At 61.0% G+C, this 23601-nt stretch carries 22 protein-coding genes; 11 read left to right on the top strand and 11 right to left on the bottom strand.

What is annotated here, in order from left to right; genetic code table 11:
• Positions 1 to 106 precede the first annotated feature (106 nt).
• Positions 107 to 2170 (bottom strand): DNA topoisomerase IV subunit B, encoded by a 2064-nt coding sequence (parE, locus tag PH552_RS13700; RefSeq protein ID WP_112343101.1) that lies wholly within the window; start codon positions 2168 to 2170, stop codon positions 107 to 109.
• 205 nt (positions 2171 to 2375) lie between these two features.
• Here parE and PH552_RS13695 point away from each other — a divergent pair, with 205 nt between their 5' ends.
• The 4 genes from PH552_RS13695 (at position 2376) to PH552_RS13680 (ending at position 6592) form a co-directional block, all read left to right on the top strand.
• Entirely contained in the window at positions 2376 to 3272 is an 897-nt protein-coding gene (locus PH552_RS13695; RefSeq protein ID WP_112343100.1) for an alpha/beta hydrolase family protein, read from the top strand.
• A 136-nt stretch (positions 3273 to 3408) separates the two neighbouring features.
• On the top strand, positions 3409 to 4179 hold the full coding sequence (tpiA, locus tag PH552_RS13690) for a triose-phosphate isomerase (protein WP_112343099.1): 771 nt from the start codon (positions 3409 to 3411) through the stop codon (positions 4177 to 4179).
• Between the two features lie 113 nt (positions 4180 to 4292).
• Complete coding sequence (gene secG, locus PH552_RS13685; RefSeq protein WP_112343098.1) at positions 4293 to 4820, top strand: preprotein translocase subunit SecG; 528 nt, start codon at positions 4293 to 4295, stop codon at positions 4818 to 4820.
• Positions 4821 to 4963: 143 nt separating this feature from the next.
• A complete protein-coding gene (locus PH552_RS13680; protein ID WP_112343097.1) occupies positions 4964 to 6592 on the top strand; it encodes a CTP synthase in 1629 nt (542 codons plus the stop codon).
• On the opposite strand, the gene ftrA is transcribed toward PH552_RS13680, so the two are convergent.
• Positions 6555 to 7592 carry a transcriptional regulator FtrA gene (gene ftrA / locus PH552_RS13675; RefSeq protein ID WP_112343096.1) on the bottom strand — a complete coding sequence of 346 codons (1038 nt, stop codon included), beginning with the start codon at positions 7590 to 7592 and terminating at the stop codon, positions 6555 to 6557. The genes PH552_RS13680 and ftrA overlap by 38 nt on opposite strands.
• Positions 7593 to 7657: 65 nt before the next feature.
• Here ftrA and PH552_RS13670 point away from each other — a divergent pair, with 65 nt between their 5' ends.
• The 4 genes from PH552_RS13670 to PH552_RS13655 all read left to right on the top strand — a co-directional run bounded on the left by PH552_RS13670 (position 7658) and on the right by PH552_RS13655 (position 11732).
• Positions 7658 to 8050, top strand: a complete 393-nt coding sequence (locus PH552_RS13670; RefSeq protein WP_112343095.1) for a rhodanese-like domain-containing protein — start codon at positions 7658 to 7660, stop codon at positions 8048 to 8050.
• Between the two features lie 141 nt (positions 8051 to 8191).
• Complete coding sequence (locus PH552_RS13665; RefSeq protein WP_112343094.1) at positions 8192 to 9241, top strand: HoxN/HupN/NixA family nickel/cobalt transporter; 1050 nt, start codon at positions 8192 to 8194, stop codon at positions 9239 to 9241.
• Between the two features lie 85 nt (positions 9242 to 9326).
• A complete protein-coding gene (locus PH552_RS13660; RefSeq protein ID WP_112343093.1) occupies positions 9327 to 9860 on the top strand; it encodes a FecR domain-containing protein in 534 nt (177 codons plus the stop codon).
• A gap of 12 nt (positions 9861 to 9872) precedes the next feature.
• Positions 9873 to 11732 carry a CHASE2 domain-containing protein gene (locus PH552_RS13655; RefSeq protein WP_285166071.1) on the top strand — a complete coding sequence of 620 codons (1860 nt, stop codon included), beginning with the start codon at positions 9873 to 9875 and terminating at the stop codon, positions 11730 to 11732.
• 26 nt (positions 11733 to 11758) lie between these two features.
• Here PH552_RS13655 and PH552_RS13650 read toward each other — a convergent pair whose 3' ends face one another.
• Positions 11759 to 12358, bottom strand: coding sequence for a LysE family translocator (locus PH552_RS13650; protein ID WP_112343091.1), 600 nt, complete (start codon positions 12356 to 12358; stop codon positions 11759 to 11761).
• 115 nt (positions 12359 to 12473) lie between these two features.
• Between PH552_RS13650 and PH552_RS13645 the strand changes: the two genes are divergently transcribed.
• Complete coding sequence (locus PH552_RS13645; RefSeq protein WP_113249968.1) at positions 12474 to 13349, top strand: LysR family transcriptional regulator; 876 nt, start codon at positions 12474 to 12476, stop codon at positions 13347 to 13349.
• 16 nt (positions 13350 to 13365) lie between these two features.
• Here the strand turns inward: PH552_RS13645 and PH552_RS13640 are convergent, their stop codons facing one another.
• Both PH552_RS13640 and PH552_RS13635 read right to left on the bottom strand, forming a co-directional pair.
• The gene (locus PH552_RS13640) at positions 13366 to 14454 is read right to left on the bottom strand and encodes a citrate synthase/methylcitrate synthase (RefSeq protein ID WP_112343090.1); all 1089 of its coding nucleotides are present in this window, start codon (positions 14452 to 14454) and stop codon (positions 13366 to 13368) included.
• Between the two features lie 264 nt (positions 14455 to 14718).
• Entirely contained in the window at positions 14719 to 15786 is a 1068-nt protein-coding gene (locus tag PH552_RS13635; protein WP_113249967.1) for an IS110 family RNA-guided transposase, read from the bottom strand.
• Between the two features lie 212 nt (positions 15787 to 15998).
• On the opposite strand from PH552_RS13635, the gene PH552_RS13630 reads away from it, so the two are divergent.
• Positions 15999 to 17132 carry a citrate synthase gene (locus PH552_RS13630; protein WP_112343089.1) on the top strand — a complete coding sequence of 378 codons (1134 nt, stop codon included), beginning with the start codon at positions 15999 to 16001 and terminating at the stop codon, positions 17130 to 17132.
• Between the two features lie 33 nt (positions 17133 to 17165).
• On the opposite strand, the gene PH552_RS13625 is transcribed toward PH552_RS13630, so the two are convergent.
• Both PH552_RS13625 and tehA read right to left on the bottom strand, forming a co-directional pair.
• A complete protein-coding gene (locus tag PH552_RS13625; RefSeq protein ID WP_112343088.1) occupies positions 17166 to 17537 on the bottom strand; it encodes a VOC family protein in 372 nt (123 codons plus the stop codon).
• 30 nt (positions 17538 to 17567) lie between these two features.
• Positions 17568 to 18569: a dicarboxylate transporter/tellurite-resistance protein TehA gene (gene tehA / locus PH552_RS13620; RefSeq protein WP_112343087.1), complete on the bottom strand. Its 1002-nt coding sequence runs from the start codon at positions 18567 to 18569 to the stop codon at positions 17568 to 17570.
• Between the two features lie 305 nt (positions 18570 to 18874).
• Here tehA and gnd point away from each other — a divergent pair, with 305 nt between their 5' ends.
• The gene (gnd, locus tag PH552_RS13615; RefSeq protein ID WP_112343086.1) at positions 18875 to 19900 is read left to right on the top strand and encodes a phosphogluconate dehydrogenase (NAD(+)-dependent, decarboxylating); all 1026 of its coding nucleotides are present in this window, start codon (positions 18875 to 18877) and stop codon (positions 19898 to 19900) included.
• A gap of 122 nt (positions 19901 to 20022) precedes the next feature.
• Here the strand turns inward: gnd and PH552_RS13610 are convergent, their stop codons facing one another.
• The 4 genes from PH552_RS13610 to trpD are packed head-to-tail and all read right to left on the bottom strand — an operon-like array spanning position 20023 to position 23593.
• Positions 20023 to 21249 (bottom strand): molybdopterin molybdotransferase MoeA, encoded by a 1227-nt coding sequence (locus PH552_RS13610; protein WP_112343085.1) that lies wholly within the window; start codon positions 21247 to 21249, stop codon positions 20023 to 20025.
• Positions 21250 to 21252: 3 nt separating this feature from the next.
• The gene (gene moaC / locus PH552_RS13605) at positions 21253 to 21747 is read right to left on the bottom strand and encodes a cyclic pyranopterin monophosphate synthase MoaC (RefSeq protein WP_112343084.1); all 495 of its coding nucleotides are present in this window, start codon (positions 21745 to 21747) and stop codon (positions 21253 to 21255) included.
• A gap of 1 nt (position 21748) precedes the next feature.
• Positions 21749 to 22564, bottom strand: a complete 816-nt coding sequence (gene trpC / locus PH552_RS13600; protein WP_112343083.1) for an indole-3-glycerol phosphate synthase TrpC — start codon at positions 22562 to 22564, stop codon at positions 21749 to 21751.
• 6 nt (positions 22565 to 22570) lie between these two features.
• Complete coding sequence (gene trpD, locus PH552_RS13595) at positions 22571 to 23593, bottom strand: anthranilate phosphoribosyltransferase (protein ID WP_112343082.1); 1023 nt, start codon at positions 23591 to 23593, stop codon at positions 22571 to 22573.
• Positions 23594 to 23601 lie beyond the last annotated feature (8 nt).

The following is a 23601-nucleotide window of genomic DNA, read 5'->3' as shown; positions in this document are numbered from 1 at the left end:
GCCGCCATCTACACATCGATCCATGACGCTTTCGTAACGGATATCGGACAATCCGGTAAAATATCGCGAAGCCTGACGGCTTCAGCAATCGGCGGTCGGTTCGCCGTCAGATATCCAGATCCTCGGCAAAAGCGGCCCGTTCCTGAATGAAGCGGAAGCGCGCATCGGCCTTCGTACCCATCAGGTTGTCGACGGCATCGCGCGTGCCTTCGAAATCCACCTCGTCGATCTCGACACGCAGCAGGGTGCGCTTGGACGGATCCATCGTCGTTTCCTTGAGCTGCGCCGGCAGCATTTCGCCCAGACCTTTGAAGCGGCTGATCTCGACCTTGCCTTTGCCCTTGAATTCCGTCTCCATCAGCTCAAGACGATGGGCATCGTCACGCGCGTAGATGGATTTCGAGCCCTGCGTGATCTTGTAGAGCGGCGGCACGGCCAGGAAGAGATGCCCCTGCCGGATCAGCTCAGGCATCTCCTGATAGAAGAAAGTGATCAGCAGCGAGGCGATGTGTGCGCCGTCGACGTCGGCATCGGTCATGACGACGATGCGTTGATAGCGAAGATCTTCCTCGCGATATTTGGTGCGCGTGCCGCAGCCGAGCGCCTGCACGAGGTCGGCAATCTGCTGATTGGCGGACAGCTTCTCGCGGCCGGCACTCGCCACGTTGAGGATCTTGCCGCGCAGCGGCAGGATCGCCTGGTTGGTGCGGTTTCGCGCCTGCTTGGCCGAGCCACCTGCCGAATCGCCCTCGACCAGAAAGAGTTCCGCGCCTTCGGCAGCACTTTGCGAGCAATCCGCCAGCTTGCCGGGCAGGCGCAGCTTGCGCACGGCCGTCTTGCGGTTGACTTCCTTTTCCTTGCGGCGACGCAGGCGCTCCTCGGAACGCTCGATCACCCATTCCAGCAGCTTTTCGGCTTCGGCCGGATTATCGGCGAGATAGTGATCGAAGGGATCGCGCAGGGCGTTTTCGACGATGCGCTGGGCTTCGACCGTTGCGAGCTTGTCCTTTGTCTGGCCGACGAATTCCGGCTCGCGGATGAAGATCGACAGCATGCCGACGCCTGAAATCATCACGTCATCCGTCGTGATATTGGCGGCGCGCTTGTTTTGGGTGAGATCGGCGTAGCTCTTCAGGCCCTTGGTCAACGCGATGCGGAGGCCCGCTTCATGGGTGCCGCCTTCCGGGGTCGGAATCGTGTTGCAGTAGGAGTGGATTTGCGGGTCGCCGCCATACCAGGTGATCGCCCATTCGAGCGAGCCGTGGCCGCTTTCCTTCTCAGACTTACCGGCAAAAATCTCCCGGGTAACGGTGAACTCGTTGCCCATCGTCGCCTTGAGGTAGTCCTTCAGGCCGCCGGGGAAGTGGAAAACCGCCTTTTCCGGAACGTCGGCACCTTCCGGCGCCAGCTCAGGATCGCAAGCCCAGCGGATCTCGACGCCGCCGAACAGATAGGCCTTGGAGCGAGCCATGCGGAAGACGCGGGCCGGATCGAAGCGGGCGTGATCGCCGAAGATCTGCGGATCCGGATGAAAGCGGACGCGAGTGCCACGCCGGTTATGCACATCGCCCAGCTCTTCCAGGCCGCCGATCGGCAGGCCGCGCGAGAATCGCTGGCGATAGAGCTTGCGGTTACGAGCAACCTCGACTTCCAGATCATCCGACAGGGCGTTGACGACGGACACGCCGACGCCGTGCAGACCGCCCGAGGTCTCATACGCCTTGCCATCGAACTTACCGCCGGCATGCAGCTTCGTCATGATGACTTCGAGCGTCGACTTGCCGGGAACCTGCGGATGGTTTTCCACGGGAATGCCGCGGCCGTTATCCGTGACCGTCAGGTAGCCTTCCCGGTCGAGATAGACCTCGATGAAATTCGCATGGCCGGCCACAGCCTCGTCCATGGAGTTATCGATGACTTCGGCGAAGAGGTGGTGCAGCGCCTTTTCATCCGTGCCGCCGATATACATGCCGGGACGCATGCGAACGGGCTCGAGCCCTTCGAGAACGCGGATGGAGCTTGCGCCATATTCTTCCGACGACGAAGTTGCCGGGACCGCGCGCGGAGCCGGCGCTGCTGCGGGCTTTTCTGCCTTTGCGACGGTTTTTTCCGCCACTTCCGGTTTCGGCGAGCGGGGTAGTCCGGAGAAGAGATCGTTGCTGTTATCCATAGAACTTCAAGCTGCTAGATTTGTCCTGGTGGGGCCAGATCCCTTTATTGTCGCATTTATGACCGGTATTCGCGAATCACCGTGATTCTGCCAGAAACGGCGCACAAGAGCGATGGCGCCCCATGACGGGGCAGATTCATAGATGAGATTTGCGTTGCCGGGTGACGAATGGCAAGCCCGATGGCCGATCGGAGGAAGTATCCGCATGCGAATGTCCACAGCTCATTTGCCCATCCCGTCTGCAATTTCGGGCATTCTGCTTCTTGCGGCCGCCCAAGGCGCCTCCGCCGATATGCTGAAGCCCTTCAAGGACGAGCTGTTTTCCAACCAGACCGTCATCGAAAGCCACGACAACGGCGCTTTCCAGACGATCGATTACCAGGAAATGCTAGACATCAACGGCCGCGACCAGATTCCGGAAAAGCGCGTCAAGCCAGCCTATATCGACACCGGCGTGCGCTGGAAGGCGCAGGAAGACGAGACCTTGCAGCTCGGTGACCGCAAGGTCGACGTTACTCGTATCGGTCCGGCCTCGAAACAGGCCTTTACGGTCATTTTCATTCACGGCCGCGGCGGCGATCGCCGGCTGGGTTCCAACGATTATACGTTCGGCGGCAACTTCAACCGGCTGAAAAACCTCGCCTATCGCAACGGCGGCACCTATTATGCCCCGAGCGTGAAAGGTTTCGACAGCAATGGCGTTGCCGATGTCGCCGCGCTGATCCGCTATTCCTTTGAGCAGTCGGGCGGCAAGCCCGTCATCCTGACCTGCGCCTCCATGGGCAGCTTCGTCTGCTGGGGCATCACCCGCGATGCCGAAAGCGTCAAGCGCCTGAAGGGCATGGCGATCTTGAGCGGGGTCACAGACCCTGATTTCACCAAGAGCGCCTTCTACAAGGCAAAGCTGCCGCTTTGGTTCACGCATGGCAGCAAGGACCCCGTCTATGCGGCGGCGGACCAACAGGCATTGTTCGAGAAACTCTACAAGACCCATTATCCGACGCGCTTCACGCTTTTCGAAACCGGGAACCACGGAACGCCCGTTCGCATGACCGATTGGCGCAAGGTGCTCAACTGGATCGTCGATCCGCAGGCATCCTAAAATGCTCAGGCATCGGATTATTTTCCGGATAAGCATTTTTCAAACGATTTTAACTGGTTCCGCCCCTGTTCGATAACTTTCCTTTCCTCCCCCTTTTTGTTAGTCCGACTGATGAAATAAGGGGGAGACACTCGGAATGACGAAGACCATACGGCCGCTTCTAGCCGGAAACTGGAAGATGAACGGCACGCGTGCGAGCCTCGATCAGATCAAGGCAATCGCGGATGGCGTCAAGGCGCCGCTGTCGGAGAAAATCGATACGCTGCTCTGCCCCCCCGCCACATTGCTCTATGTCGCGACCGCACTTTGCGACGACAGTCCACTTGCGATCGGCGCGCAGGATTGCCACCAACTGGTCAGCGGTGCGCATACCGGTGATATTTCGGCGGAAATGATCGCGGACTGCTTCGGCACCCATGTGATCGTCGGCCATTCCGAGCGCCGCAGAAACCATGCGGAAAGCGACATGCTGGTGCGCGCCAAGGCGCAGGCGGCGCATGATGCGGGGCTCATCGCCATTATCTGCATTGGCGAGACCGCCGACGAGCGAAATAACGGCCGGACGCTCGATGTGCTGAAGCGGCAACTCATCGGTTCCGTCCCGGACGGCTCGACGGCGGCGGCGACGGTAATCGCCTATGAGCCGGTCTGGGCGATCGGCACCGGTGTCGTTCCGACCCGGGAAAACGTCGAGGAGGCGCATGCTTTCATCCGCGCCGAGCTTATCGAACGCTTCGGCAGGGAAGGCGCGAACATGCGAATCCTCTATGGCGGATCGGTCAGCGGTGCGAATGCGCGTGATCTCCTGGACATTCCCCATGTCAACGGCGTTCTTGTCGGCGGGCAGAGCTTGAAAGCGGTCGACTTCCTCGCCATTTATGCCGCATTCGAACGGCAGTTCGCCTGAAGCAACAACTTGCCCGGTATTCCAGCCTTAAAGGGGCTTGGAATAGGCGAGAGCCTCATGTAAAGAGCCGCAAGCTTTTCTTTTTGATGCCCGCACCGGGCAGGACTGGACCTATGCAAACCGTACTGCTTGTCATCTATCTCATGATCGTCGTCGCCCTTATCGGTGTTGTGCTGATTCAGCGCTCCGAAGGTGGCGGCCTCGGCATAGGCGGCGGATCGGGCTTCATGTCTGCGCGCGGTACGGCCAATGCGCTGACGCGCACCACGGCCATTCTGGCTGCACTGTTCTTCGCGCTCGCGCTCGGCATGAACGTGCTGTCGCGTTTCGAAGCGCGCCCGACCGACATTCTCAACCGCATTCCGAGCACGGCGGGCCAGGGCAACGGCATTCTTGATTCGCTCGGCGGGCAGAAGAGCCCGGCGCCGGCGACCACCCAGCCGAAGCCAGCCGACAATAGCGGCGTTCCGAACAGCGGCGCAGTCGCTCCGCAGTCGCAGGCGACGCCGCCTTCAACGACGAGCCAGCCCGCCGCTACGGCGCCTGCTCAGCAGGCACCGGCCGCGACCGGTCAGCAGACCGCGCCGGCAACGACGACTCCTGCGCCGGCCGACAACGGCGGCGTTCCGACCGGCAAGTAATTCCGGTCGCCGAAGATCATCCCCGGCAGGTCCTTGGATCTGCCGGTTTTGTTTTGTCCATATTCCGCGTTCTGTAGCCAAAATTCCGGAAACGAATTTTAGGGCTAGCGGAATCATTTGTGAAAAGGTATCCGGTGACTCCCATGGCGCGATATGTATTCATCACTGGCGGCGTGGTTTCTTCCCTCGGAAAAGGAATTGCGGCTGCGGCTCTCGGAGCGTTGTTGCAGGCTCGTGGTTATCGAGTCCGCCTGCGCAAACTCGACCCCTATCTGAACGTGGATCCGGGCACGATGAGCCCGACCCAGCACGGCGAGGTCTTCGTCACCGATGACGGTGCGGAAACCGACCTCGATCTCGGCCACTACGAGCGCTTCACCGGCCGCTCGGCCACCAAGACCGACAACATCACCACCGGTCGCATCTACAAGAACATCATCGACAAGGAACGTCGTGGCGACTATCTGGGCGCAACCGTCCAGGTCATCCCGCACGTCACCAACGAGATCAAGGATTTCGTGACCGAGGGCAATGACGAGTATGATTTCGTCATCTGCGAGATCGGCGGTACCGTCGGCGACATCGAAGCCATGCCTTTCATGGAAGCGATCCGTCAGCTCGGCAACGACCTGCCGCGCGGCACGGCGATCTACGTTCATCTGACGCTGATGCCCTACATTCCGGCCGCCGGCGAGCTGAAGACCAAGCCGACGCAGCATTCCGTCAAGGAACTGCAGGCTCTCGGTATTCACCCGGACATTCTGCTTGTGCGTGCGGATCGCGAGATCCCGGAAGCAGAACGCCGCAAGCTTTCGCTGTTCTGCAACGTCCGTCCGTCCGCGGTTATCCAGGCACTCGACGTCGCCAACATCTACGACGTGCCGATGGCCTATCACAAGGAAGGCCTCGACGACGAAGTGCTGGCCGCTTTCGGCATCGAGCCGGCTCCGAAGCCGCGTCTCGACCAGTGGGAAGAAGTCTGTAACCGTATCCGCACGCCGGAAGGCGAGGTGACCATTGCCATCGTCGGCAAATATACCGGGCTCAAGGATGCCTATAAGTCGCTGATCGAGGCGCTTCATCACGGCGGCATCGCCAATCGGGTCAAGGTCAAGCTCGAATGGATCGAATCCGAGGTCTTCGAAAAGGAAGATCCGGCACCTTATCTCGAGAAGGTTCACGGCATCCTCGTGCCTGGCGGCTTCGGCGAGCGCGGTTCGGAAGGCAAGATCCTGGCAGCCCGTTTCGCGCGCGAGCGCAAGGTGCCGTATTTCGGCATCTGCTTCGGCATGCAGATGGCCGTCATCGAAGCGGCTCGCAATCTGGCCGGTGTCGAACATGCTTCGTCGACCGAGTTCGGCCCGACCAAGGAGCCGGTCGTCGGCCTGATGACGGAATGGCTGAAGGGCAACGAGTTGCAGAAGCGCACGGCATCCGGCGATCTCGGCGGCACGATGCGTCTCGGCGCCTACAAGGCGGCCCTGAAGAAGGGCACCAAGATTTCGGAAATCTACGGTTCCACCGATATTTCGGAGCGCCATCGTCACCGCTACGAGGTCAATGTCGATTACAAGGACAAGCTCGAAGAATGCGGCTTGACCTTCTCCGGCATGTCACCGGATGGCGTGCTGCCGGAAACGATCGAATATGCGGATCACCCGTGGTTCATCGGCGTCCAGTATCACCCGGAACTGAAGTCGCGCCCGCTGGAACCGCATCCGCTGTTCTCGAGCTTCATCGAAGCGGCAACGGAACAGAGCCGCCTGGTTTAAGAACGGCAAATCGCTTGCGGTAGTCGCTCGGGCTGACCGCAAGCCTCTCCCGAAAATGATGGCGCATGGTGGCGAGCGATCCAAATCCGCTCGCCACCGCCACATCGTCAAGCGAAATGGCGATCTGCCTTTCGAGGAGATCGCGGGCGCACCGCAGCCGTTCGCTGAGCAGCCATTCGCCCGGCGACATGCCGGTGGTCGCCTCGAAGCGGCGCTGGAAAGTCCGCACGCTCATGCCGGCCCGCGCTGCAAGCGCAGCAATGGACTGCTCTTCCTGCAAACGCTCCCGCATCCATTCAAGCAGCGGCCCCAGACGCGCTCCTTCCCGCTGCTTGAGAACCGGGGTCTCGATGTATTGCGCCTGGCCGCCCTCGCGATGCGGCGGCACTACGAGCCGGCGCGCGACGCTGTTGGCGATATCGGGCCCGAAATCCCGGCGCACGACATGCAGGCAAAGGTCGATGGCAGCGGCGCTGCCGGCGGCTGTCAGGACGCTGTCTTCGTCAACGTAAAGGACGTCGGCATCCACTGATATGTCCGGATAGCGCGCGGCAATGGAATCGACATAGCGCCAATGCGTCGTCGCCTTGCGGCCGGCGAGCAATCCGGCGGCCGCAAGGACCGCCACGCCCGAGCACAACGACATGATGCGCACGCCACGGCGGCTGGCCGCTTGCAGTTCGGCGATCAGCGGGGCAGGGACAGACGTCCCGATCCCGCGCCAACCCGGCACGACGATCAGATCGGCATCGGCAAGAACCTCGAGCCCATGATCGACCTGCACTGTCAGCCCGCCGGCGGCGCGAAGCGGACCGCCTTCGATCGCACAGGCGGAAAAGCGATACCAGTGATCGCCCATCTCGGGCCGTGGCAGGCCGAAGATTTCATAGGCGACGCCGAATTCGAACGTGCACAGCCCGTCATAGACGAGGGTGACGACATGCGGACCGTGAAGATTGGGATTATCCGAGTTTGGCATGATGTTGACGCTATATGGCATTTCGGCCAATTTCAACTGCGAGATCACTCAGGCATGAATGCACCGAACCCAAGAAGGAGCGTTCCATGTCCCTAGTCAATGAAATCCCCGCAGCAGTCCCGAGCCTTGTCGCAGAACACTATGCCCGCAGGCTTGCCTTCGAGACCGATTGCTCCGATGTGCGCCAGGCAATGACATCGGGAAATGTGGATTTCGTCCTACTCGATGTTCGCGGTCCCACCATGTTCCAGGAGCAACATATCCCCGGCGCGATCAATCTGCCGCATGGCAAGATGACCGCGCGGAAGATGGCGGAATGGCCTGAGGATACGCTGTTTGTCGTCTATTGCGCCGGGCCGCATTGCAACGGCACCGACAAGGCGGCTTGGCGCCTCGGCTCGCTGGGCAGGCGCGTGAAGGTCATGATCGGCGGCATGACGGGATGGGCCGACGAGGGATACCCGTTCGAGAGAGGCTAATCAGGTGCGGAGCAGATCCGGTTGCGACGGGTTTGCTCATTTTTGTGACACTGCGAAAAACTTCGGCACCTACGTCATTTGACTATCGCGTCGCTTCCCGTTCCGTGACACTGTGCGAGTAAGCATAACGGGAAGAAAAGTATGATCCTCAATCCATTTGACGATCGGGCGGAAAGACCGAGAGCCAAGATCGCTTTCACTTTTGCGCTGTTGATCGCGTTCAATATCGCTGCGTGGATTTGGGCCTGGGCCGCTTTCGCCGACAGGCCTTCACTGCTGGGCATTGCGCTTCTTGCCTATATGTTCGGGCTTCGCCACGCCTTCGATGCCGATCATATCGCCGCGATCGACAATGTCGTGCGCAAGCTCGTTCAGGAAAAGAAGCAGCCCTATGCGGTCGGCTTCTTCTTTTCTCTCGGCCATTCCTCGATCGTCGTGATAGCCTCGATCCTGATCGCCGCGACGGCGGCCGCCATGCAGAGCCAGCTCGATTCCTTCCACGACATGGGGGGCGTCATCGGGACGACGGTTTCGGCGGTGTTCCTGCTTCTGATCGGCGTTGCCAATCTGTTTGTCCTCAAAGGCGTGTGGTCCGCCTTCAGGCGGGCACAGAGAGGCGAGAGGATCGCGGACGAGGATCTCGATACGCTGCTTGCCGGCGGCGGCTTTCTGGCGCGCATCTTCCGGCCGATGTTCAAGGTCGTGACCCGCTCATGGCACATGTATCCGATCGGCTTTCTTTTCGGCCTCGGCTTCGATACCGCGACGGAAATCGGGCTTCTCGGCATTTCCGCCGCTCAAGCTGCGCAGGGCATGTCCTTCTGGACCATCCTCGTCTTCCCGGCACTCTTCACCGCCGGCATGTCGCTGATGGATACGCTCGACAGCACGCTAATGACCGGTGCCTATGGATGGGCTTCCGTCAAGCCGGTGCGCAAGCTCTGGTACAATCTGACAATCACGGCAGCCTCGGTCGTCGTCGCCATCTTTATCGGCGGCATCGAAGCGCTGGGGCTGATTTCCGACAAGCTCGGCCTCGAAGGCGGCTTCTGGAGCTTCATCGGCGAACTCAATGACAATCTTGCCAATTTCGGTGTCGCCGTCGTCGGCATTTTCCTGCTGAGCTGGCTGATTTCGAGCGTGCTCTACAAAGCCAGAGGCTACGACAACTTGCAGATCAATCGCCCATGACGCATCATCGTCCCAGGGATCGGGCATACCCTGACTGGAAATCGCCGTCCGCGGCTCCAGTTATAGGCGATGAGGGGCCACAATCATGATCCAAGCAAACAATATTCGTAGTCTGGCGCTGGCGGCAGGTACATTGTGCATCATCGGTGCCGGCGCCGCTTCCGCGCAAGCCGTCGCGAATTGTCCGTTGCGGCCCACGGTCAGCGCCGTGCGCCAGACGCTGAATTGCGCCGCTGGGCTTAGCATTACTGTCGAGCGCGGCGCGCACTACCGGCTTGCGGACCGGAACCATGACGGCAGTGTGGATGCTCTTGTGCTCGACGGCAAGGCAGCGCTGATCGATGTGGATGCCAGCCGCATTCAGGGTGGATTCGAAGTGGTGACGCCACAGGCAATCGCTGCCGTGCGCGGCACACGATGGGCCGTTGACGTGAAACGGAGCAACACATCCGTACTTGTCTTGCGCGGCCGTGTCGCGGTCAACAAGGTATCGACCGGGCAGGGGGTCACGCTCGGCAAAGGGCAAGGCGTCGATGTCGACCGCAGCCGCTCCGCATTGCGCGTCACCCAATGGCGACAACCGCGCATAAACGCTTTGATGGCCCGCCTCGGCCAGTGAGATCGCGACGCCATGCGCCGACCACCGCTGCAGACGCTGATTGCGCTTCTCTTGACTGCCGTCTGGGGATTGGGTCTTGGCATCGCGCATCGTCGCGGTGACATCCCCTTTGTCGACGGCGCCGAGGCGACGCTCACGAACCTCCGCAATACGCTTGGCGGCAGCCATCAACCACCCGATCTCGTCACGATCGTAGCCATCGATGACGACACGTCGCGTCTGGCGGGGCACTATCCGCTGCCGCGCGCCACGCTCGCCAAAATCATCGACGCCATTGCCGCGTTGGGGCCAAAAGCCATCGGTCTCGACTTGCTTCTGCTCGATTCCGGCGATGAGGCCGGCGATGCGGCATTGGAGCAATCGCTGAAGCGAACCAAAGTCGTGCTGGCTGCAGCCGGCATTTTCCCGGAAAGCCGACAGCGTGTCGTTGACGACAGCAGGGAACCTCTTGCCCGTGTGCCGAGTGCGCTGCAATTCCTCGAACCGCAGCAGCGGTTTGCCGAAGCCGCAAGCTACGGCGTCGTCAATGTCCAGACCGACAAGACTGGAACGCCGCGTTTTGTTCCGATGCTGTTTCGCAGCGGCGAGCGGATCGAGCCGTCCTTTTCGCTGCGCGTCGTTTCCGCTGCAACCGATGAGCAGACAACCGTCATCTCCGATCGCATCAAGATCGGTGACCGATCCATCCAGACCGATACCGGCTATCTCCTGCCACTCGCTTTCTACGGGCCGCGCGGCACGATCCGCACCATCAGCGCCAGCGCGGCGCTCAACGGTCAATTGCCGGAAGCCGCGGTCAGGGATCATATCGTCGTCATCGGCGCAACCGTCACCGGTGGCGGCGATGTCTTTCCAACGCCCTTCGATCCCGTCCTGCCGGGTGTCGAGGTTATCTCCACCTCGATCACACATCTGATTGCCGGAGACGGCTTGGTGCGCGACCGCAACATTCGCTTCATCGATCTCTATTTCGCCATCGGTTTGCCGCTGCTTGTTGTTGGCCTTCTCTCCTGGCAGCGCAGTACTATCGGGCTGATAACAGTCCTCGGCGTCGTGCTCATCTGGTTCGCAGTCAATGTCAGCGCCTTCAAGCACGGGATCTGGCTGAGTGCCGCCCTGCCGATTACCGCGACCGTGCCGCCGGCGCTGCTGTTCGGCGCGGCACAGCTTTGGTTCGACCGCAGGCGGGCAACGCGCTTCGCCGAGCAAAGCGAGCTGCTGCAGCGCATCGAGGCGCCCGGCCTCGCCGAGCATCTCGCCCGTGATCCCGATTTCCTCGCAAGCCCGGTGCATCAGCAAGCTGCCGTGGTTTTCATCGATATCAATGGTTTCACGGGTCTCAGCGAAACGGTCGGCCCAGCTGCCGTTCGGGAACTGCTGAATGGCTTCTATAACCTCGTCGACGAGGAAGTGACTGCATGTGGCGGTGCCATCACCAGCTTCATGGGCGATGGAGCGATGATCCTTTTCGGCCTGCCGCAACCGAAGCCGAGCGATCCTGCCGATGCCGCGCACTGCTGCATTCGTTTGGCCGAGCGGATGAGAGGTTGGCTCTCGGCGCTGCCGGAGACGGTCGCGTCCCGCATCGGCTTCAAGATCGGCGCGCATTTCGGCACCATCGTCGCCTCGAGGCTCGGCGGTGGCGGACGCCAGCAGATCACTGCGACCGGCGACACGGTCAACATCGCCAGTCGTCTGATGGAGGTCGCGGTCGGTAATCGCGCCGAGATCGCCATCAGCGACGAGCTGCTGTTTTCCGCCGGCCGGGACAGCACTCCTTTCAGGGAAGGGAACCTCGACGGTCCGATCGAAGCAAGCCTGCGTGGCCGCGCCGGAACTTTGACCACATGGCTCTGGCGCAGCCGGCCGTGATCAAACCGGCCTCTGCCTATCAGATTTCATTCGTGCCACATGGGAATGATCGAGATCATCAAGAGGCAGGCGAGTGAGATATTGACCGCGCGCCACTGCCATGCGGTTTTCAGCAAACGCCCGAGCATTTGTCCGAGTAGACACCATACGGCGAGCGAGAAGGCGGCGATAAGGCAGAAGGTTCCGCCAAGCAGGATCGCGAGCCTGACAGGATTTTCCGCCAGCGCGGCGAAAGATGCGGCGGCACCCATGGTCATCGCCCAGCCCTTGGGATTATGCCAGAGCATCCAGAGACCTGCGACGAAGCCGGTAGGCCTCGCCATCTGCCCGGCCGCGCCTGGTGGGCCGCTCCTGCCAATGCGGATGGCAAGCCAGATCAGGTAAAGCGAACCGAGTGTCTTCATGCCGATCTGCAGCACCGGCAGCGCCAGCAATACCCCACCAAGGCCGGCGGCCGTCGCGCCAGCCATGGAGCCGAGACCGACGGCAAAACCGGCCATGACCGGTATCGACCGGCGAAAGCCAAAATGCGCGCCAGATGCGGTCGCAAGCGTCGTGGCGCCTCCCGGCGTTATGGTCGAAACCAATGCGAAGAGGATCAGCGGCAACAGGGTTTCGACAGTCATCTAGCCTTTTCCCGATTTTGAGACTTCTCGATTTTGAGAGGAGGGATAGAAGGATGGGCCTCATCAGGAAAACGAATATTGAAGGATCGCAGCATTAGCATTTATAATGCTGACCATGATCCGGAATTTCGACATAGCCCTCATCCGAACCTTCGCTGCCGTTGCCGACAAGGGCAGCATGACAGTTGCCGCCAATATGCTGCATATGACGCAGGGCGCCGTCAGCCAGCAGATCAAGCGCCTGGAGGACATGCTTGATTGGCCCCTGTTCGAGCGGGACAGGCGCGGATTGCGGCTGACGCAAGCGGGTGAACGATTGCTCGGCAATGCCCGCCGCCTGCTGGCTTTGAACGACGAGATCTGGGACGATATGACGGAGAGGAGCGTTCGCGGCAGCGTGCGGCTCGGCGTTCCCTATGATCTCGTGGGAGCAACGCTGGCACCGGTGCTGAAATCCTATGCCGAGCGCTATCCGCAGATCGAGATTTCGCTGGTCTGCGCCTCATCACCGGAACTGCTCGAAGAGTTGGGAAAGGGAACCGTCGATCTCTGTGTCGTGGAGGAACCATACGGAACGTCGCAGGGCGAATGCCTCGCCGTCGAGCGGCTTGTCTGGGTCGGCGCCAAGGCAGGCAGTGCCCATCGCAAGGTGCCGTTGCCGATCTCGATGGTGGCCGATACCTGTGCCTTCCGGTCATCAGTCTTTGCAGCACTCAGCAAGGATGGCCTGCGCTGGCGGACCGTTTTCGAGAATGGAAATATCGAGGCGACCACGGCGACGGTGCGCACGGATCTCGCGGTCACTGCCTGGCTCGCCTCCACCGTTCCGGCCGATCTCGATATCCTCACGGTCGACCAAGGGCTGCCAGAACTGCCGATCTTTGCGATCAACCTGCATTTGCCCAAGGTGAACGCAACGCCGCAGACGCTGGAGCTTGCTCGCCACATCCGCGAAGGCATGATGCGGCCGCGCCAATCCGCGGCCGCCTGAGCGCTTATCGGAACCGCTACGCCGCTTTCGGCAAGGGGCCGACATAGCGTGACTGCGGGCGGATCAGACGCCCGTCGAGCGTCTGTTCGCGCGCATGGGCGATCCAGCCGACTGTGCGGCCGATCGCGAAAACGCCGGTAAAGGAACTGCGCGGGAAGCCGAGCGCGTCAAGCAGCAGGGCGGTATAATATTCGACATTGACGTCCAAGGGCCGATCCGGCTTGCGTTCCTTCAGCAGTGCCAGTGCTGCCGCCTCGATGGCTTCGGCCAGGGCGATACGTCCGGCATCGGCCTGTCCGCTCGCAAAGATCGGCTTCAACGCCGCCTTCAGCGCATCGGCACGCGGATCGCGGACGCGATAGATGCGATGGCCGAAACCCATCAATCGCTCGCCATGATCGAGCGCCTGTGACAGCCATGCGCGGGCATTTTCAGGCTTGCCGACACCGTCGAGCATATCGAGAACCGGGCCGGGAGCGCCGCCATGCAGAGGACCTTTGAGGGCGCTGATCGCCGCAAGCACGGAGGAGGTGAGACCCGCATGGGTCGAGGCGATGACGCGCGCGGCGAAGGTCGATGCATTGAGGCCATGATCGGAAATCGTCACCAGATAGGCATCGAGACCCGCCGTCTGCTCTGCCGTCTGAACGCGGCCCGTCAACATGCGTAGGATATCGGCCGATTGGGAAAGCGATGCATCCGGCTGGATCGGCGCGTCGCCCTTCTGCAGCCGTAAGATTGCCGGCAGGAAGACGGCGGGCGCCGCCATCAGGCGGATCGCCGTTGCAAAATCCTCGCCGTCGCCGAGGCGTGCCAGCAAGGCACGCACGGCATCCACTGGCGGCAGCGCAAGGACGGCAGCATCGGCAGCCTCGACATGCGTGAAGAGAGCAGCGCGGGCCATGCCGAGCTGCGTCCGGATGGAGACTGCGTCGATATGCTCGTCGAACAGGCCGTCAAGCAACAGCGCCGCAACATCCTCGAAGCGGCTGGTCGCCACCAGATCATCGAGCGACACGCCACGGATGATCAGGCGACCGGCAGCGCCGTCGACGTCGGACAGCTTGGTTTCTGCGGCAATGACATCTTCAAGACCACTTTTCATTACGGTTCTCCAATGAAAGAACTCAAGGGGCAAAACACCAGCATTTGCGGGAATTTCCTTGGGTTCGGTTATGTTTTGACCGGCGTTTGCGCCGATCGGCTAAATCTCTTCCGTCCGCAGGACGGAGTTGTCCTTCGGTTCTTGAACCAATCTCCAATGCGTGACCTGATGCCTTGGCTTCGGTCACAGAGTGACGTTCGGCTCCCGGTTTCCCATTCTCCTTTAAGAGCGCAGCCCAGTTCTACCGGGCTCACTAGCCAGCAATCAGGACAACCGGGATATCGTCGACGTCGCTTCCATGGCGGTGGTGCTGCGCGGCTCGTAAGCGCGCTGGTCACGCAGGATCTGGAAGGCGATCGTCAAAAGCTTGCGCGCGATGGCAACACGCGCCTTGTTTACTCCTCTGATCTTCAGGTGGTCGTATTGGCCGCGAAGCTGCGCATCACTGGCGACAGCGGGAGCGACCGCTTCCACGAAAGCCCAGCGCAGCCACTTGTTGCCCTGCTTGATGATCTTGCCGTGGAAGGTCTTGCCGCCGGAGGAATAGGTCGAGGGCACAAGCCCGGCATAGGCAGCAAGCTTCTTCGGGTTGCGGAACCGCTTGATGTCGTCGATCTCGGCATCGATCAGCCTTGCAAAGAACTCGCCGATACCGGGGATCGTCTTCAACAGCTTGACGTTGCCATTGGTCTTCGTCAACGCCCGGATCGTGGCTTCCGACTGCTTGATCCGGCCGTCGATGTCGCCGATGAAGTCGAGACCACGGTCGATCTGGATACGGTCGATCTCCAACACATTGAGCGCGGCGAGCTGCTGGCGTCCAGCCTTGCCGAACAGGTCGCTCAGCTTCTTCAACTGCGCCGTCTGCTCCGGATAGCGATCGAACACCGTCACGATGCGGTTCTTCGTCATCGTGCGCAGCCGCACGTAAAACATCCGCTCGCGCAGCGCGACACGCAGCTCTCGGGCCTTGTCGCTCGGAGCCCAGGCCTCCGGAACCAGGTCGGCTCGAAGCAGATGCGCCAGCACCGTCGCGTCGATCTTGTCCGTCTTGATCTTGGCGTCGGCGATCGCCTTCACCTTCAACGGATGGGCGAGAACGACATCATCACAAATGTCGTCGAGCCAGTCGTAGATCATCATCCAGTTGCGCGTCGCTTCGACAACCGCATGGCTGTTTTCCCGGTAGCGTTCGAGAAACCCGCCAAGCGACTGGCGGTCGTTCTTCACCCGGCCGGATCGTAACGTCTTCCCGGCTGAGTCCTGCACCACCAGATGGCTATAGGATTTGTGATAATCGACCCCGATATGGTATTCATAAGAGGCAGTCATGCTTCCAACTCCCTTGTTGAGATCTTGCGAACCCCAATAAGGTAAGCCGAAAGGCTGGAAGTGTGACTGTCCCTCGATCATCACCTGCATCTCAGTCATCCGTTCTATCGGCGGAGGTGGCCTCTTTCATGTCACCTCCTTTGACTATCCGATTAGATCGGATCTATTCCTATTGACGTCAATCTTGATGCAATTGATCAACATGAGGACCGATGAGCTGGCTGACGGCAGAGCAGGCGCTGAACCTGCTGGGAACGAAATCACAGACGCTATACGCCAATGTCAGCCGCGGGCGCATTCGCGCGAAGCCGGATCCTGCCGATACACGACGCAGCCTCTATTTCACCGATGACGTCAAGCGACTGGCCATGCGTCATGCCGGACGGCGCAAGACCGAGACGGTGGCCGCCGAGGCTATTCAATGGGGCGATCCGGTATTGCCATCGGCGCTGTCGACGGTTTCGAGCGGCAGGCTTTTCTATCGCGGCCAGGATGCGGCGCGGCTTGCCGAAAGCGCAAGCCTCGAAGATATCGCGCGGCTGCTTTGGGACATGAAGCGGCCGTTGCGATTCGAGCAAAGTACGGCTCAGCAAAAACTTCCTTCTCTGAATGCTGCGTTCTCAACATTGGCAGAGCGCATAACAAGCGACCTGCCATCACTCGGGCGTTCGCTTCCGGCCCTGCAGAACGAAGCTGAAAGCGTGCTCGGTACGGTGGCTGAAGCCCTGGCACCGGGCGCGTGGGATCAACCGCTGCATCGGCGCCTCGCGGCTGCCTGGGACCGTCCCGATGCCGCCGATATGATCCGCCGCAGCCTTGTGCTGCTTGCCGATCACGAGCTGAACGCTTCGACCTTCACCGCGCGGATCACGGCATCGGCAGGCGCGACGTTATCTGCGGCCACTCTATCCGGCCTTTCGACGCTGACCGGTCCGCTGCATGGCGGCGCATGGCAGAGCGTGCGCACGCTGATCGCGCGGGCAGCCACGACGGGGGTGGACGAAGCGGTCCGCAGCTATCTGGCGGAAGGACGGCCATTGCCGGCTTTCGGCCATCAGCTTTATCCTGATGTCGATATCCGTGGCGAGGCGCTGCTTGGCTGCTTCAAACTGCCTCCGCTCTTCGCCAGGGTTCGCGATGTCGGCGAGCAATTGGTCGGTGAGCGCGTCAATGTTGATTTCGCCCTGACAGCGATGACCCACGCCTATCGTCTGCCGGAGGATGCACCGCTGATCATCTTCGCGCTGGCACGGACGGTCGGCTGGCTTGCGCATGCCATGGAGCAGGCCACCAGCGGCAGGCTCATTCGCCCGCGTGCGCGCTATGTCGGTCCTCCGATACCATGATCTCATTCTTACCGGACAGCGGGCGCTTTTTGCTCAACTCACCGGTAGGTGACAAACGGCTTCGATATTGTGGCCATCAGGATCGAGAATGAAAGCGCCATAGTAGTTCGGATGATAATGAGGGCGCAGACCTGGAGCACCGTTGTCGGTGCCCCCGGCAATGATCCCGACCCGATGGAAATTATCGACGAGTTCCCTGTTTGGAGTGGCAAAGGCGATATGCGTGCCTGTTTGCAAAGCATCGCGCTGACCGATCCAGAAGAAAGCCTTCTGTCCAATGCCGTAACCCGCAAATCTTTCGCCTTCGGCATAAAGGCGTTCTATGCCTATGGAGCGCAATATCGTGTCGTAGAAGACCTTCGATCGCTCGAGATCGCAAACCCCGATCGTGACATGATCCAGCATATCACCCTCCAAAAGTAGGATCGAACTCTATTATCGCTGGCCAACGGCACCAGCGTCTCGGTCGGCAAGCTCGACCCAGCCAATAACGAGTTTGCGGTTGGCAATCAGCCAGATCGTCACCAGCGCGATCAAACCCACAACGATATTGGCGGTGACGAAGAGAATGGGAGCAAGTTGCGTCACTGGGCCGACATCGCCGCGTTCGACAAGGCGCATCGGGGCCGTTGCCAGTGCAGTCGCACCGAAGGTGAAGGCCCAATAAGCGGGGCTGAAGCCTTCTTTCATGATCCAGGGCAGGAGGCGCAACATGATCAGGGCCTGCAGCAAGCCGTAGCCGATCATTGCATGGACGAGCATGTCAGGAGGGCCTTGCGTGACGCTGATATAGGCAAGCGCACCAACGACCGGGGGAGCCAGCTGAATTCCAAGGGTCGGCCTTAGTGGCGGTGCCAGCGCAGGCCCCGTCAGCAGGCGATGCAGCAGGGCGGATTCGATGGCAAGCCAGGCGAAGAAGCCGGCGCCGAAGAAAAGCTGCGCCCATTGCGGAAAGCCAAGCGCCGCGCCGACGATAGCAGTCACGAAGCTGCCGGCGACGCTTGGCAGATAGAGCACGGCTGTCGTCGTGGCGATATCGCGTTCACCCTGCCAGAGCCCTCCGGTGCGCCAGACGGAGAATGCCAGGGTATAGACGGCGCCGATCAGGAATATGGTTTCGGCACCGATACGCGAATAAGGCAAGAGGCCACCGGCCACCAGCATGGTTGCGACACCGATGAGGCCGATGAAGCAGCACTGGACTGGGTGCGCCGCCTCCTTCAAGGACTCCTCGCGCACTAGCATCCATTTCAAAGCGTAGAGCACGATCAGCACCAACCAGACGGCCAGTGCAATAAAGGTCAGAACTTCACCGATCAGTACCGGCAGATGCCAGATGCGGGCACCCACGCGCCAGGCATTGGCGAGACCGGAAAGCCCCAGAACCACCCCGAAAAAAGAAGCTGGAATCAGCGGCAGTTTCAAAGACGCGGCCATATGCCTCCTTTTGACGCCCTCTGTGAGCGCCGCCCGAAAGAGAATGATGCAAAGAACCCGAGATCGATGCTAAGTCCATCAACATGAATGAAGCGCAAAATACAGCTTTCCTCGAAACCGGCAAAGCGCGATCATGGCGAAAAGCGGGAGGTCTGACCAGGCGACATCACAGATGCGTGAACGGGCGAATTTTCCTTCGCTGACCGGCTTATGCATAGCTCGCCCGTCATTTGTTCATTGGAAAATGCTGCGAAATGTCTCTATTGAACATTCAAACGATTAAAACCGTCCTAGGAGACTGAAATATGCAAATCGGAATGATTGGCCTTGGCCGTATGGGCAACAACATGGTGCAGCGCCTGATGAGAGGCGGTCACAGCGCGGTTGTTTTCGATGCGCGTCCGGAAAGCATCGCCGGGCTTGAGCAGCTCGGCGCCACCGGCAGCAAGTCTCTCGCGGATTTCGTATCGAAGCTCGCTAAGCCCCGCGTCGTCTGGCTTATGTTGCCGGCGGCAATCGTCGATCAGGAACTGGCGGCGATCGTCCCACTGCTGGAAGAGGGCGACATCGTCATCGATGGCGGCAATTCCTATTATCACGACGATATCCGCCGTGCCGAAGAGCTGAAGCCGAAGGGCATCCACTATGTCGACGTCGGCACCAGCGGCGGCGTTTTCGGTCTGGAGCGCGGCTATTGCCTGATGATCGGTGGCGAGAAGGAAACCGTACAGCATCTGTCGCCGATCTTCGCAACGCTTGCCCCCGGCGTCGGCGACGTCGCTCCGTCGGCAATGCGCTCGGAAGAGGCTGCCAAGAAGAGCACGGCAGAGCAGGGCTATCTGCATTGCGGCCCATCCGGCGCCGGCCATTTCGTCAAGATGGTCCATAACGGCATCGAATATGGCCTGATGGCTGCCTATGCCGAGGGCTTCAACGTTCTGCGCCATGCCAACATCGGCAAGCAGGACGCGGAGAAGGATGCCGAAACCGCGCCGCTCTCCCATCCGCAATATTACCAGTATGATCTCGACATCGCTGAAATCTCGGAAGTCTGGCGCCGCGGCAGCGTGATCACCTCCTGGCTGCTCGACCTCACGGCCGACGCGCTGCATGGCGACGCAGCCCTTTCGCAATATGCCGGCCGCGTTTCCGACTCGGGTGAAGGCCGCTGGACGATCTCGGCGGCGATCGACGAAGGCGTTCCAACGCCGGTGCTGAGCGCTGCGCTTTATGGCCGTTTCGCTTCGCGCGGGAATGACGATTACGCCAACAAGGTTCTCTCTGCCATGCGCGCCGGCTTCGGCGGCCACCATGAGAAGCCGGCGAAATAAATTTCGCTCTGTCGATGTAATGATCGCGAGCCGGGTGGGTCAAACCTCCCGGCTTTTGCTTGCCCGCTTTGATCGTCCCCCTGAGTTGAGCCGGAAACCCCGTTCACCCTTCCGGGGCACCTTCAGCCCAGCAGATCGGGCCGTAAGAATATGACCGGAGTGGGCGAACCGACTTCCAGCTGCGAGGCATGCGGCGGGCGAACGACAAGGCAGTCGGCGCGCGAAAAGACCTTCATCATCGACGAATCCTGCTTCGAGAAGGGCTCGGCGAGCCAGCCGCCGTCGGCAGCTTTCGTCAGTGTCGCGCGGACGTAATCCTGCCGCTGATCGTTTGCAGCAAAGGGCACGGCAGCACGCGCAATGCCTTCACGCTTTACCGGAGGCAGGGATGCGAGCTTTCTTATCAATGGCTCGAGAAAGAGCAGTCCGCAAACGAGGCTGGAGACGGGATTGCCGGGGAGGCCGAGGACATGCATCTCGCCGAGGCTGCCGACCATCAGCGGCTTACCGGGACGCATGGCGATGCGCCAGAAATCCAGCTTCATGCCTGCAGCCACCATTGTCGCCTGCACCAGGTCGTGATCACCGACAGAGGCGCCGCCGAGCGTGACGATGATGTCGGCCTTGGCCACCTGCGCACGGCCGATGGCGGCGGTAATCTCGTCGCTGTCGTCGGAAACGATACCGAGATCGAGCACATGGGCGCCGGCGTTGCGGGCCAGTGCAGCAATGCCGAACGTGTTCGAGGCGATGATTTGCGATGGCCCCGGTTCATTGCCAGGCGCCACGAGCTCGTCGCCGGTCGCGAGAATCGCCACCAGCGGCCGCCGATAGACAGCCAAGGCCGGATGATTCATGGCGGCAGCGACGGTGAGCCGCGAAAAATCCATGACGATGCCGGCGGAAAGCACCGATTCGCCTTCCAGGAAATCCTGTCCGCGCGGGCGTATATGCTGCCCCTTGCGCAAGGGGTAGGTCGTGCGGATGCGATCACTCTCCAGGCGCTCCGCGTCCTCCTGCAGGAGTACCGAATCGGCGCCGGCCGGAACGGGTGCACCGGTGAAGATGCGAACCGCTTCTCCCTTGCCGACGGCTCCCTCAAAGGCATGACCCGCTGCGGAGGCACCGATGACCTGCAGCTCCGAGCCAGGCGTTGCAGCATCCTCGAAGCGCAGCGCGTAACCGTCCATCGCCGAGGCGTCGAAGGGCGGTTGGGTCAGGCGGGCGGCAAGATCCTTGGCCAGAACCCTGCCTTCGGCCATATCGAGCGGAACGCTTTCAACACGATGGATCGGCGCGGCACTGTCCAACAGGCGTGCCTGCGCTTCGGCAACGGGCAATAGGCTCATAGATCAGGCCCCCGGATGGCGGAAATCCCCCGATTTGCCGCCGGATTTCTCCAATAGAGTGATGCCACCGATTTCCATGCCGCGATCGGCGGCCTTGGCCATGTCATAGATCGTCAGACAGGCGACGGAAACCGCCGTCAGCGCTTCCATCTCGACGCCGGTGCGGCCGGTCAGCTTCGCCGTCGCCGTCACGCGCAGGCCGGGCAGGGCGGCATCCTCCGCGATATCGACGGCAACCTTGGTCAGCATGAGGGGATGGCAGAGCGGAATGAGACTGCTCGTCTGCTTGGCAGCCATGATGCCGGCAAGCCGCGCTGTGCCGATGACGTCGCCCTTCTTGGCGTTGCCTTCGCGAATTAGCGTCAAGGTCTCAGGCTTCATCTTGACGTAACCGGTCGCGGTAGCGCTGCGTGCCGTCTCTGCCTTGTCACCAACATCGACCATATGCGCTTCGCCCGAAGCGTCGATATGGGTCAGGCCGGCCTTCTCGATGCTCATTTCACTCGGCCGCCAGAATGCCGGTTTCGCCGTTCAGCAGCAGTTTCGTCGCCGCCGTCACGTCGTCCTTGCGCATGAGGCTCTCGCCGACAAGGAAGGTGCTGATGCCGACGGCCTCAAGGCGCTTACAGTCGGCGTGTGTGAAGACGCCGCTTTCGCCAACCAGCAACCGGTCCTCCGGCACCATGGGCGCCAGCTTCTCGCTGACCGTCAAGCTTACTTCGAAGGTGCGGAGATTGCGGTTGTTGATGCCGATTAGCGGGGAGGAGAGTTTTAGGGCGCGATCCATCTCTTCGGCGTCGTGGACTTCCACCAGTACATCCATGCCGAGGCCGAACGCTTCATCCTGGAGGCGCTTGGCATCGTCATCGGAGAGCGACGCCATGATGAGCAGGATGCAGTCGGCACCCCAGGCGCGGGCTTCCTGCACCTGATAGGTATCGAACATGAAATCCTTGCGCAGCGCCGGCAGCGAGCAGGTGGCGCGGGCCGCCGTCAAGAACTCCGGAGCGCCCTGAAAGCTCGGCGTATCGGTCAGCACCGAAAGGCAGGCTGCTCCCCCGGCTTCATAGGCCTTGGCGAGGGCAGGCGGGTCGAAATCAGGGCGGATGAGTCCCTTTGACGGACTTGCCTTCTTGATCTCGGCAATCAGGCCGAAAGCGCCGCCATCCTTCTTGGCGAGCAGCGCCTTGTGGAAGCCGCGCGGCGCGGACTGTCCGGCCTGCATGGCCTTGAGATCGGCAAGAGAGAGCTTGGCCTTGGCGGCGGCAATTTCCTCGCGCTTGTAGGCCTCGATCTTTTGGAGGATATCGGTCATGACGTCCTAGTCCTGTTCTTCCTCATTGGAAACGGCGATAAGCTTTTCCAAAGCAACGGCCGTGGCGCCGCTATCGAGCGAATGAGCGGCGAGCTTCATGCCATCATGGAGCGTTTCCGCCTTACCGGCAATGACCAGCGAGGCAGCAGCATTGGCGAGGGCAATATCGCGATAGGCATTCTTTGCGCCGCCGAGCACGCCGCGGAGCGCCGCCGCATTGGCAATGCCATCGCCACCCTTGAGGTCGGCGAGGTCGGCATGCTGCAGGCCGAAGTCGGCCGGCGTCAGTTCAAAGGTGCGGATATTGCCATTCTCGAGCGCTGCGACGGAGGTCTTGCCGGTCGTCGTGATCTCGTCCAGACCGTCGCCGTGCACAACCCAGACGCTCTCAGCGTTCAGATCCCTCAGCACCTCGGCCAACGGCAATACCCATTGCGCCGCAAAGACGCCCAGCAGCTGCCGGCGCGCGCCGGCTGGGTTGGATAGAGGCCCAAGGAGATTGAAGATCGTCCGCGTACCGAGCTCGACGCGGGAGGGGCCAACATGGCGCATGGAAGAATGATGCAGCTGCGCGAACATGAAACCGATGCCGGCCTCGCGAATGCAGCGGGCGATCGTCTCCGGTCCGATGTCGAGCTTGATGCCCAGCACGGATTGCGTATCGGCGGTCCCGGCCTTGGAGCTTTGAGCGCGGTTGCCGTGCTTGGCAACCGGCACGCCCGCGCCGGCAACGATGAATGCCGCCAGCGTCGAGATATTGTATGTGCCGACGCCATCGCCGCCCGTGCCGACAATATCGATGGCATCCGCCGGGGCTTTCACCGGCAGCATCTTGGCGCGCATCGTGGTCACGGCGCCGACGATTTCATCGACGGTTTCGCCGCGCACCCGCAGAGCCATCAGGAACGCGCCGATCTGAGATGGCGTGGCCTCACCCGACATCAGGATTTCGAATGCCTGCCGGGCCTCATCCCGCGTCAATGCCTCGCGATTGGCGACCTTGGCGAGGAAAGGCTTCAATTCGCTCATCGACTATC

The organism is Rhizobium aureum, from assembly GCF_030182495.1.
In the GTDB taxonomy this organism is placed as follows: domain Bacteria; phylum Pseudomonadota; class Alphaproteobacteria; order Rhizobiales; family Rhizobiaceae; genus Rhizobium; species Rhizobium tropici_C.
This window is presented reverse-complemented; position numbering and strand designations above follow the sequence as displayed.

Excerpts from the sequence above, each read along its gene's own strand:
- parE (WP_112343101.1), bottom strand. The coding sequence starts at position 2,170 with ATGGATAACAGCAACGATCTCTTCTCCGGACTACCCCGCTCGCCGAAA.
- PH552_RS13695 (WP_112343100.1), top strand. The coding sequence starts at position 2,376 with ATGCGAATGTCCACAGCTCATTTGCCCATCCCGTCTGCAATTTCGGGC.
- tpiA (WP_112343099.1), top strand. The coding sequence starts at position 3,409 with ATGACGAAGACCATACGGCCGCTTCTAGCCGGAAACTGGAAGATGAAC.
- secG (WP_112343098.1), top strand. The coding sequence starts at position 4,293 with ATGCAAACCGTACTGCTTGTCATCTATCTCATGATCGTCGTCGCCCTT.
- PH552_RS13680 (WP_112343097.1), top strand. The coding sequence starts at position 4,964 with ATGGCGCGATATGTATTCATCACTGGCGGCGTGGTTTCTTCCCTCGGA.
- ftrA (WP_112343096.1), bottom strand. The coding sequence starts at position 7,592 with ATGCCATATAGCGTCAACATCATGCCAAACTCGGATAATCCCAATCTT.
- PH552_RS13670 (WP_112343095.1), top strand. The coding sequence starts at position 7,658 with ATGTCCCTAGTCAATGAAATCCCCGCAGCAGTCCCGAGCCTTGTCGCA.
- PH552_RS13665 (WP_112343094.1), top strand. The coding sequence starts at position 8,192 with ATGATCCTCAATCCATTTGACGATCGGGCGGAAAGACCGAGAGCCAAG.
- PH552_RS13660 (WP_112343093.1), top strand. The coding sequence starts at position 9,327 with ATGATCCAAGCAAACAATATTCGTAGTCTGGCGCTGGCGGCAGGTACA.
- PH552_RS13655 (WP_285166071.1), top strand. The coding sequence starts at position 9,873 with ATGCGCCGACCACCGCTGCAGACGCTGATTGCGCTTCTCTTGACTGCC.
- PH552_RS13650 (WP_112343091.1), bottom strand. The coding sequence starts at position 12,358 with ATGACTGTCGAAACCCTGTTGCCGCTGATCCTCTTCGCATTGGTTTCG.
- PH552_RS13645 (WP_113249968.1), top strand. The coding sequence starts at position 12,474 with ATGATCCGGAATTTCGACATAGCCCTCATCCGAACCTTCGCTGCCGTT.
- PH552_RS13640 (WP_112343090.1), bottom strand. The coding sequence starts at position 14,454 with ATGAAAAGTGGTCTTGAAGATGTCATTGCCGCAGAAACCAAGCTGTCC.
- PH552_RS13635 (WP_113249967.1), bottom strand. The coding sequence starts at position 15,786 with ATGACTGCCTCTTATGAATACCATATCGGGGTCGATTATCACAAATCC.
- PH552_RS13630 (WP_112343089.1), top strand. The coding sequence starts at position 15,999 with ATGAGCTGGCTGACGGCAGAGCAGGCGCTGAACCTGCTGGGAACGAAA.
- PH552_RS13625 (WP_112343088.1), bottom strand. The coding sequence starts at position 17,537 with ATGCTGGATCATGTCACGATCGGGGTTTGCGATCTCGAGCGATCGAAG.
- tehA (WP_112343087.1), bottom strand. The coding sequence starts at position 18,569 with ATGGCCGCGTCTTTGAAACTGCCGCTGATTCCAGCTTCTTTTTTCGGG.
- gnd (WP_112343086.1), top strand. The coding sequence starts at position 18,875 with ATGCAAATCGGAATGATTGGCCTTGGCCGTATGGGCAACAACATGGTG.
- PH552_RS13610 (WP_112343085.1), bottom strand. The coding sequence starts at position 21,249 with ATGAGCCTATTGCCCGTTGCCGAAGCGCAGGCACGCCTGTTGGACAGT.
- moaC (WP_112343084.1), bottom strand. The coding sequence starts at position 21,747 with ATGAGCATCGAGAAGGCCGGCCTGACCCATATCGACGCTTCGGGCGAA.
- trpC (WP_112343083.1), bottom strand. The coding sequence starts at position 22,564 with ATGACCGATATCCTCCAAAAGATCGAGGCCTACAAGCGCGAGGAAATT.
- trpD (WP_112343082.1), bottom strand. The coding sequence starts at position 23,593 with ATGAGCGAATTGAAGCCTTTCCTCGCCAAGGTCGCCAATCGCGAGGCA.